6 protein-coding genes are annotated in these 8,284 nt (G+C 67.9%); all 6 read right to left on the bottom strand.

Annotation, left to right across the window (positions count from 1 at the left end; translation table 11 throughout):
* Window positions 1-251: 251 nt before the first annotated feature.
* Window positions 252-644: a hypothetical protein gene (locus GX015_RS12220; RefSeq protein ID WP_291345420.1), complete on the bottom strand. Its 393-nt coding sequence runs from the start codon at window positions 642-644 to the stop codon at window positions 252-254.
* Between the two features lie 41 nt (window positions 645-685).
* Window positions 686-1,435, bottom strand: a complete 750-nt coding sequence (locus GX015_RS12215; RefSeq protein ID WP_291345419.1) for a succinate dehydrogenase/fumarate reductase iron-sulfur subunit — start codon at window positions 1,433-1,435, stop codon at window positions 686-688.
* Window positions 1,435-3,456: a fumarate reductase/succinate dehydrogenase flavoprotein subunit gene (locus GX015_RS12210; RefSeq protein ID WP_291345418.1), complete on the bottom strand. Its 2,022-nt coding sequence runs from the start codon at window positions 3,454-3,456 to the stop codon at window positions 1,435-1,437. The genes GX015_RS12215 and GX015_RS12210 overlap by 1 nt, the downstream gene beginning before the upstream one ends.
* A gap of 20 nt (window positions 3,457-3,476) precedes the next feature.
* Complete coding sequence (locus tag GX015_RS12205) at window positions 3,477-4,217, bottom strand: succinate dehydrogenase cytochrome b subunit (protein WP_291345417.1); 741 nt, start codon at window positions 4,215-4,217, stop codon at window positions 3,477-3,479.
* 307 nt (window positions 4,218-4,524) lie between these two features.
* The gene (locus tag GX015_RS12200) at window positions 4,525-7,053 is read right to left on the bottom strand and encodes a glycosyl hydrolase family 65 protein (protein ID WP_291345421.1); all 2,529 of its coding nucleotides are present in this window, start codon (window positions 7,051-7,053) and stop codon (window positions 4,525-4,527) included.
* Window positions 7,054-7,283: 230 nt separating this feature from the next.
* On the bottom strand, window positions 7,284-8,036 hold the full coding sequence (locus tag GX015_RS12195; protein WP_102212099.1) for an HAD-IA family hydrolase: 753 nt from the start codon (window positions 8,034-8,036) through the stop codon (window positions 7,284-7,286).
* Between the last annotated feature and the right edge of the window lie 248 nt (window positions 8,037-8,284).

Below are 8,284 nucleotides of genomic sequence, written 5' to 3'. Positions count from 1 at the left end.
GCCGCGGCGGGGCCGTCGGCGCGGTGGCGGCCCGCAGAGGGCGGGGCCGCCTGCTTGACGACGCCCACGTGGCGATCGTCGGCGGCGTTGTTCTTCGCGTGGGCTGGCATGCCTCGATTATGGCCCCACCCGCCCCGCGCATGGGAAAGGGCACGCCCCCGCCGCCGCGTGATGCGGTGGCGGGGCGTGCCCCGGAGGTGCCGGACCTGGTCCGGCGAAGCTCGGCGCCCCGTCAGGGACGAAGGAGTCCCCTAGTGGCGGACGCCGAACTCGCGGCGGTACGCGAGGTACTGCTTGCGTCCCGCCAGGATCAGGAGGAAACCGACGACGTCCATCACGATGGCCACGATCAGGCCGCCCCACATGAAGTAGGACGGGTTGAACGAGCCCGCCTCGGAGGCGGTGCGGACCGTGTCGCCGAATGCGACGTGGCCGACCTCGTGACCCGCGGTGGTGTCCATGTTCATCACGGCCAGGCCGAAGATGAAGCAACCCCAGGCCGCGAGCGAGGCGAGCCACATGCCCGCGCCGATCCAAGTGGCGGAACGGTGCAGGGACGAGTACTCGGCGTTCATGCTCTGCGGCACGTAGCCGTCGATGAAGTGCTCTTCGCCGCGGTAGCGCTTGTCGGTGGACGTAGCCATTTCTTAATCCTTCCTGAGACCCCGGTTAATGGGTTCCCAGCTTAGTCTTCCTTGGAGCGGAATGCCGCACGGGCCCGCTCCTTCGTGATGGCGGCGACCGCGGTCAGCGGGATGCCGGCCGGGCAAACGTCGGCGCACTCGCCGAACAGCGAGCAGGGACCGAAGTTGGTCTCCATCTCGTCGACCATCTTCACGGCGCGGCGGCCGCGCTCGTCCTTGCCCATCGGCAGCAGCGACAGGTGCACCAGCTTGGCGCCGGTGAACAGGTGCGCGGCACCGTTCGGGCAGGCCGCGACGCAGGCGCCGCAACCGATGCACGCGGCATGGTCGAGGGCGAGCTCGGCGGTCTGGTGGTTGACGTGCAGTGTGTCGGCGTCCGGAGCGGTGCCGGCGGCCACGGAGACGTAACCGCCCTTCTCCATGACGCGGTCCAGGGCGGAACGATCGACGACCATGTCGCGGATAACCGGGTACGCGGCGGAGCGCATCGGCTCGATCTTCAGCGTGTCGCCGTCCTTGTACTGGAACAGGCGCTGCTGGCAGGTCGGGGTGTTCTTGCCCGGGCCGTGCGGACGACCGTTGACGTTCAGGCCACAGGTGCCGCAAATGCCCTCGCGGCAGTCGGACGCGAACGCGAACGGCTCCTTGCCGGACTCCACGTACTTGGAGTTGACGTGGTCGAGAAGCTCCAGGATGGACATCTCGGCGACGGCGTCATCGACGTCGACGCTCTCGAAGTGCCCCTCGGTCTGAGGACCGGCCTGGCGCCAGATTTCAAGGTGCAGTTTCATTACTTGTAATTCCTTGTCATGAGCGGGACGGCCTCGAACGTGAGCGGCTCGGCGTGGCGGATCAGGGTGTTGCCCTTCAGATCCCACGCGGGGCCGTTGTCGCCGCGCTCCCACGCGGAGACGAAGCACCAGTTCTCATCGTCGCGGCGGGCCTCGCCCTCCTCGTCGACGTGGTCTTCGCGGTAGTGCGCGCCACAGGACTCGTCACGGTCCAGGGCATCGACGCACATGAGCTCGCCGAGGTCCAGGTAGTCCGCGACGCGGTTGGCGTACTCCAGCTGCTGGTTCATCTCATCCGGGTTGCCCGGGATGAACAGGTCGGACCAGAACTGCTTGCGCAGCTCGCGGATCTTCGCCAGACCCTCGGCCAGATCCTCCTTGTTGCGGGCGACGCCGCACACGCGGTACAGCTCCTCGCCCAGCTGGCGGTGGAAGTACTCGGCGCCGTGGGTGCCGCCGATGCTCATCAGCTTGTCCAGGCGGGCCTGGGCGCGGTTGAGGGCCTCGGAAACCTCCGGGGCATCCTCCGCCAGGCGATCCTGGCCGAGCAGCGGGCCGAGGTAGTTCGGCACGGAGAACGGCAGGGTGAACCAACCGTCGACGGACGCCGACAGCAGGGAGTTGGCGCCCAGGCGGTTCGCGCCGTGGTACGTCCAGGAGCACTCGCCGCCGGTGAACAGACCCGGGATGGAGGTCATCTGGTTGAAGTCGCTCCACAGGCCACCCATGGTGAAGTGGCAGGTCGGCGCGATTCGCATCGGGACCTCGTACGGGTCCTCGCCGATTGCCTCCTCGTACATCTGGATGAGGTTGGAGTAGCGCTCCTTGATGGTGTCCTTGCCCAGACGCTGGATGGCGTCGCGCAGGTCCAGGTACACGGAGTTGTTCAGCGGGCCGACGCCGTAGCCGGCGTTGATCTGCTGGGCGTTCGCGCGGGACGCGACGTCACGCGGAACCAGGTTGCCGAAGGCCGGGTAGCGACGCTCGAGGAAGTAATCGCGCTCGTCCTCGGGGATGTCGTTGGCGGCGCGGTCGTCGCCCTTCTTGGCCGGCGTCCAGATGCGAGCGTCGTTTCGCAGCGACTCCGACATCAGGATCGTCTTCGACTGCCACTCGGCGTTGACCGGCAGGCCGGTCGGGTGGAACTGGATGAACGACGGGGACGCGAAGTAGGCGCCCTGGTCGTACGCGCGCATGATGGCCGACGCATTGGAGTTAATCGCCAGCGTGGACATGTGGTACACGTTGCCGTAACCGCCGGTGGCCAGCACGACCGCGTGCGCGGTGTGGGCCGTCAGCTCGCCCGTGATCAGGTTGCGCATGACCGCGCCCTGGCAACGGCCGTCGGAGACGATGACGTCGACGAGCTCGTTGTGGGTGAACATCTCGACGTTGCCCAGGCCGACCTGTCGCTGCAGGGCGGACGCGGTCGACAGCTGCAGCTGCTGACCCGTCTGGCCACGGGTGTAGTACGTGCGGGAGACCTGCACGCCACCGAAGGAACGGGTGGCCAGGGCGCCGCCGTACTCGCGCGCGAACGGCGCGCCGATGGCGTTCATGTGGTCGATGACGCGGGTGGACTCGATGCCCAGGCGCCAGCAGTCGTTCTCGCGGCAACGGAAGTCGCCGCCCTTGACGGTGTCCTTGACGAGGCGGTACGCGCCGTCGTTGTCCACCTTCTTGCCGCGGGCGGAGTTCACGCCACCCTGCGCGGCGATCGAGTGCGCGCGACGCGGGGCGTCGTGGTAGGTGAAGGCCTTCACGTCGTAGCCGAGCTCGCCCAGGGCGGCCGCGGCGGCGCCACCGGACAGGCCGGTGCCGACGACGAGGATGCGGAACTTGCGGCGGTTCAGCGGGGAGACCAGGTTGTAGTGGTCCTTCTGGTACTCCCAGTGATCGCGCATCGGGGCCTTGTCGCCCGGCGAGTTGTCGCCGAGGACGCCGCCGACGACGACGCCGTCGACGATGGACTGGGGCGCCTGGAAATCGGTGGCGCCAGTCTGCATTTCAGTGTTCGTCATTATCGAATACCCTTCTCGACCTAGCCGACCAGACCGGTGAGGACGGCCACCGGGATCGCGATGTTGCCGACGACGACCAGCAGCGGGATGAGGCCGGACAGGAACAGCATGACCTTGCGCCAGCGGGCGCCGGTGATGCCGAGGTCGCTCGTGGCGGTCCACAGGCCATGGGACAGGTGCAGCAGCAGCGCCAGCTGGGCGATGATGTACCAGATGGCGACCAGCGGGCGGGAGAACGAGGCGACCAGGTTGGCGTAGGCCTCACCGTGGACGAAGTTCTCCGGGGCCACGGCCGCGCCGATGGTCAGGTCCAGGATGTGGAAGATGATGAACGCCAGCAGAACGACGCCGGTGATGATCATCGTGCGCGCGGTGAACGTGTTCCAGCCGCCGACCATGCCCTGGCGGCGGAACTTGCCGCGGGACTGGCGGGCACGGCCGTGCAGCGCGAAAGCGCCGTACACGTGCAGGATCACGGCGACGAGAAGCACGATGCGGAAGATCCACAGCACGCCCTCGTTCGGGATGGCCGGGTAGCCGACCGTACGCAGGAACGCCGCGTACGCGTTGAAGTCCTGCTCGCCCATGAAGATCTTCATGTTGCCCACCATGTGGACGATGACGTACAGCCCGAAGATCAGGCCGGTGACGGCCATAATCAGCTTCAGGGCCCAGGACGGGAACTTGGGCCGCTCACGCAGCGGCTCAAAAGTGATTTTTCCGTGCGCGATCGCGTCACGGTTGGAACTAGTAACAGTCATGGCACCTCCAGTGTCACGTTCACTTTAAAGTCACTGAGCCCACTGTCACCATTTATCCCCCATCCGGGTGAGGAGTTTCACAGATTTCTCCACCCCCGCCCCAGATAACTCTCAGATTTGGGGATTTTCGCAGGTTTTCCGCGCATAATTCCCCACCCGCCACACCCGTGATGGCGCAACGCGGGCGTCGCAAAGCCCAAAGCGGGCGGGATCCGCGATCCCGCCCGCCTCCGGCTGGCTTTCCGACGCCGATGCTGCTATTTTCAGCAACCTTTTCCCGGGCGGCGCCGCGGTCCCGGTCCGGCCGTCACTTCTTCGAGAGCTTCGGCTCCGAGGGGTCGCCCTGCATCCCGGTGCCGTTCGGAGCCGCCGGCGGATCGACGTCGTCGTCCTCCTGCTGCTCGGCGACGCGATCCAGCTGCTCCTGCGTCGGCTCGGATTCCGGTGGCGGTTCGTGCTCCGGGCGCTCGCCGACGACGATGGTCATCGGCTCGGCCCCGACGATCACCTCGTGGCCGGCGATGTTGATGGGACCGAGGGCGTGGTCGCCCTCCTCCACCACGACCTCCACCGTGCGGCGGCGCACGGTCACGCGGAGCCGACAGCCGTAGATGGTGACCCGGTAGGTCAGCCCCTCCCACTCGTCGGGCAGGCGCGGATCGATGGTGAACACGCCGTCGTGGTCGCGGAATCCGCCGAAACCGTAGACCAGCGACTGCCAGACGCCGCCGGCCGACGCCACGTGGACGCCGTCGGCCGCGTTGCCGTGCAGGTTGGCCAGGTCGACGTAGAGGCCGCGGATGAAGAAGTCGATCGCCTTCTCCCCGTAGCCGAGCTCCGCCGCGACGATGGACTGCACGACCGCCGACAGCGACGAGTCGCCCGTGGTCAGCGGATCGTAGTAGTCGTAGTCCGCTCGCTTCTCGGCCTCGGTGAACTTGTTGCCCTGCAGGAACAGCGCCAAGACGACGTCGGCCTGCTTGATGATCTGGTGCCGGTAGATGGTCAGCGGGTGATAGTGCAGGAGCAGCGGGCGCTTGGGCCCGATCTCCGGGTCGTCCAGGTTCCAGCGCTTGCGCAGCAGGAACTGATCGTCCTGCGGGTGGATGCCCAGCCGCTCGTTGAACGGCACGTACATCTTCGCCGCGGCTTCCTCCCACTCCTCGACTTCCGCCATTTCCAGGTCGTAGCGGTGGCAGACCTCGCGGAAGGCCTCCGGGCGCTCCACCATCATCTGGCGGATCACGTCGGCGGCGGCGGTGAGGTTATATTGCGCCATCACGTTGGTGTACAGGTTGTTGTTCACCACCGTGTTGTATTCGTCCGGCCCGGTCACCGAATGGATCTGGAACTCCTCGCGCTCGGCGTCGAAGAAGCCCAGGGACATCCAGAACCGCGCCGTCGACAGCAGCAGGTCGGTGCCCTCGCGCAGCAGGAAGTCGGCGTCGCCGGTGGCGTACACGTACTTCATCAGGGCGTACACGATGTCCGCGTCGATGTGGTACTGCGCCGTGCCGGCCGCGTAGTAGGCCGACGATTCCATGCCGTTGATGGTGCGCCACGGGAACAGTGCGCCGTCGTGGGCGAGTTCGTCGGCGCGGGACCACGCCGCCTCGAGCATGTCCCAGCGGAATCGCAGCGCGTTGCGGGCGAAGGCGGGCGATGTATAGGACAGGAACGGCAGGACGTAGATTTCCGTGTCCCAGAAGTAGTGCCCGCCGTAGCCGGTGCCGGTCATGCCCTTGGCCGGGATGCCCTGGATCTCCGCGCGGGCCGAGGCCTGCACGAGCTGCCAGATGTTCCAGCGCACCGCCTGCTGGATCTCCGGCTGGTTGTGCACGACGACGTCGGAGCGCTCCCAGAAACGCTCGAGCCATTCCTGCTGGTTCTCCTGCAGTGCGCGCAGGCCGATGCGGCGGACGCGGTTGAGCGTGCGCGCGCAGCGGAAGGCGAGTTCCTCGCCGCGCACGTGGCGCGACGAGTGGTAGGAGACGAACTTCTCCAACCGGATGATCGAGCCCTTGGGCGCGTTGACGTGGTACAGCACCTGCGCGGAGTCCTGCTCGGTGCGCTGGTCGACCTCCAGGTACGGATCGCTGCCGTCCGGGGTGGTGATGGTGAACAGATGGTCCATCGCGCACGCGACCGTCATGCCGGAACGGGCGCAGCGGAACGCGAGGGTCGAGCGTTCCTCCCCCTCCGCCTGGAAGGTGGGGTTGAGCACCCGCTCCTCGAGGGTCTCCGCGCGGCGGGGGTCCAGCTCGGAACCCTGGGCGGCGTCGGAGTCGTGGTACTCGTCCTCGCCGTCCTGGCGGTTGAGAATCTGTGAGTTGATCACCACGGCGGCGTCGGAGTCGAGCAGCTCCACCTCCAGCGACATCACGGCCACGTGCTTCTCCTGGAAGCTGACCATCCGTTCGCTGGTGACGCGGACCTTCTTGCCGCCGGGCGTGCGCCAGTTGAAACGGCGGCGCAGGACGCCGTCGCGGAAGTCGAGGGAGCGCTCGTAGTCGTGCACCTCGGCGTTGCCCAGGCGCAGCGGCTCATCGTCGATGTACAGGCGCATGGCCTTGGAGTCGGGGGCGTTGATGATCGACTGCCCCTCGCGCGCCAGACCGTATGCGTCTTCGGCGTGGCGGATGTGCCAGGTTTCGTGCAGGCCGTTGATGAACGTGCCGTGTTCGGCGGAGTCGCGCCCCTCCGGCGGGTTGGCGCGCATGCCGATGTACCCGTTGGACAGGGCGAACAGCGTCTCGGACACGCCGATCGGGATGCCGCCGGGCTTCGCCTCGACCAGCCGCCACTCGTCGACGGGGGTGACGTCGCGGTCCATCATGCCCTCGGCGTCGACCAGGTGATGGTGGATGTCGGCGCGGGTCGGCTCGAATTCGCGGCGCTGGCGGCGCCTCTCCTCGGACGTGCGGCTGCCCGCCGCGACCCCGCTTTCCGACGGGTCGGCGCCGCCGTCGTTCGGCGCCACCGGGAGTCCGGCCGCGATCTTCGCGGCGCCCGTTCCCGTGTTTTCCTTCCGGGCGAGGTCTTCGCGGTTTTCGCGGTCATCGCGGCTCATCGGATCAGCTCCGCGAGATCGTCGACGACCTCGTCCGCGCCGCCGCCCAGCAGCGCATCGTGGCCGGCTCCGCGATCGACGCCGACGACCAGGCCGAACTCTCCGGCCGCGCCGGACTGCACCCCGGAGATCGCGTCCTCCACCACCACCGCCTCCGCGGCGGGCACGCCCAGCTGCTCGGCGGCGTACAGGTACGTCGCCGGCGACGGCTTGCCGTCGAGTTCGAGGTCGTGGGCGACGTTGCCGTCGACGATGAGCTCGAAGCGGTCGAGCAACCCCGCGGCCTCGAGGACCGGGCGGGCGTTGCGCGACGAGCTGACCACGGCGAGCTTCGGCGCACCGGCGCCCTCCCCGGCGGCCACGGCGTCGAGGTGGTCGAGGAACTTCACCGAGCCCTCGTACGGCTCCACGCCGCTCGCGACCCGGCGCAGGAAGTCCTCGTTCTTGCGCAGCCCCAGGCCGGTGACCGTGTCATCGGCGGACGTGTCGGAGGCCGATCCGTCGTCAAGCGAAATGCCGCGCGACGCGAGCATCGCGCGAATGCCCTCGTCGCGGCGGCGTCCGTCCAAATGCGCGAAATAATCGGCGTCCGTGTACGGCTCGGCGCCGCGCTCGTCGAGGAAGGCGCGGAACATGTCGCCCCACGCCCGCTCGTGGATGTCGGCGGTCGGGGTGAGCACCCCGTCCAAATCGAACAGCACGGCCCCGAACGTCGCGGGGTCGGGCAGGCCGGACTGATGGGCTCCCATGTGGTGGTCTCCTCGTCGTGTCGCGGTGGCGCGGTGTCGTGTCGCGGCCACGTTCCCCGGTGTCTTCCCGTGGTGCCGTGCCGCGGTCGGGGCGCCTTCTGCCGTCTGCGCCCCGGTCGGTTCACCAGCCTAGCTGTTGACGAACGACCGGCGAGGTGTGTGCGGCGGGCCCGGGAATTCGCCGCCGAATCGTTACCTCGGACACGCGAAACGCCCCCGCCCCACCCGCGGAGTGCGGATGGGGCGGG

Origin of the sequence: Corynebacterium sp. (assembly GCF_012837295.1) — a bacterium.
Taxonomy (GTDB): domain Bacteria; phylum Actinomycetota; class Actinomycetes; order Mycobacteriales; family Mycobacteriaceae; genus Corynebacterium.
Note: the sequence above shows the minus strand (reverse complement) of the source record. Positions and strands in the feature narration are given on the sequence as shown.

What these genes read in the sequence shown, in the direction of transcription:
- GX015_RS12205 (WP_291345417.1), bottom strand. Translation starts at nt 4,217, where the DNA reads ATGACTGTTACTAGTTCCAACCGTGACGCGATCGCGCACGGAAAAATC.
- GX015_RS12220 (WP_291345420.1), bottom strand. Translation starts at nt 644, where the DNA reads ATGGCTACGTCCACCGACAAGCGCTACCGCGGCGAAGAGCACTTCATC.
- GX015_RS12200 (WP_291345421.1), bottom strand. Translation starts at nt 7,053, where the DNA reads ATGATGGACCGCGACGTCACCCCCGTCGACGAGTGGCGGCTGGTCGAG.
- GX015_RS12210 (WP_291345418.1), bottom strand. Translation starts at nt 3,456, where the DNA reads ATGACGAACACTGAAATGCAGACTGGCGCCACCGATTTCCAGGCGCCC.
- GX015_RS12195 (WP_102212099.1), bottom strand. Translation starts at nt 8,036, where the DNA reads ATGGGAGCCCATCAGTCCGGCCTGCCCGACCCCGCGACGTTCGGGGCC.
- GX015_RS12215 (WP_291345419.1), bottom strand. Translation starts at nt 1,435, where the DNA reads ATGAAACTGCACCTTGAAATCTGGCGCCAGGCCGGTCCTCAGACCGAG.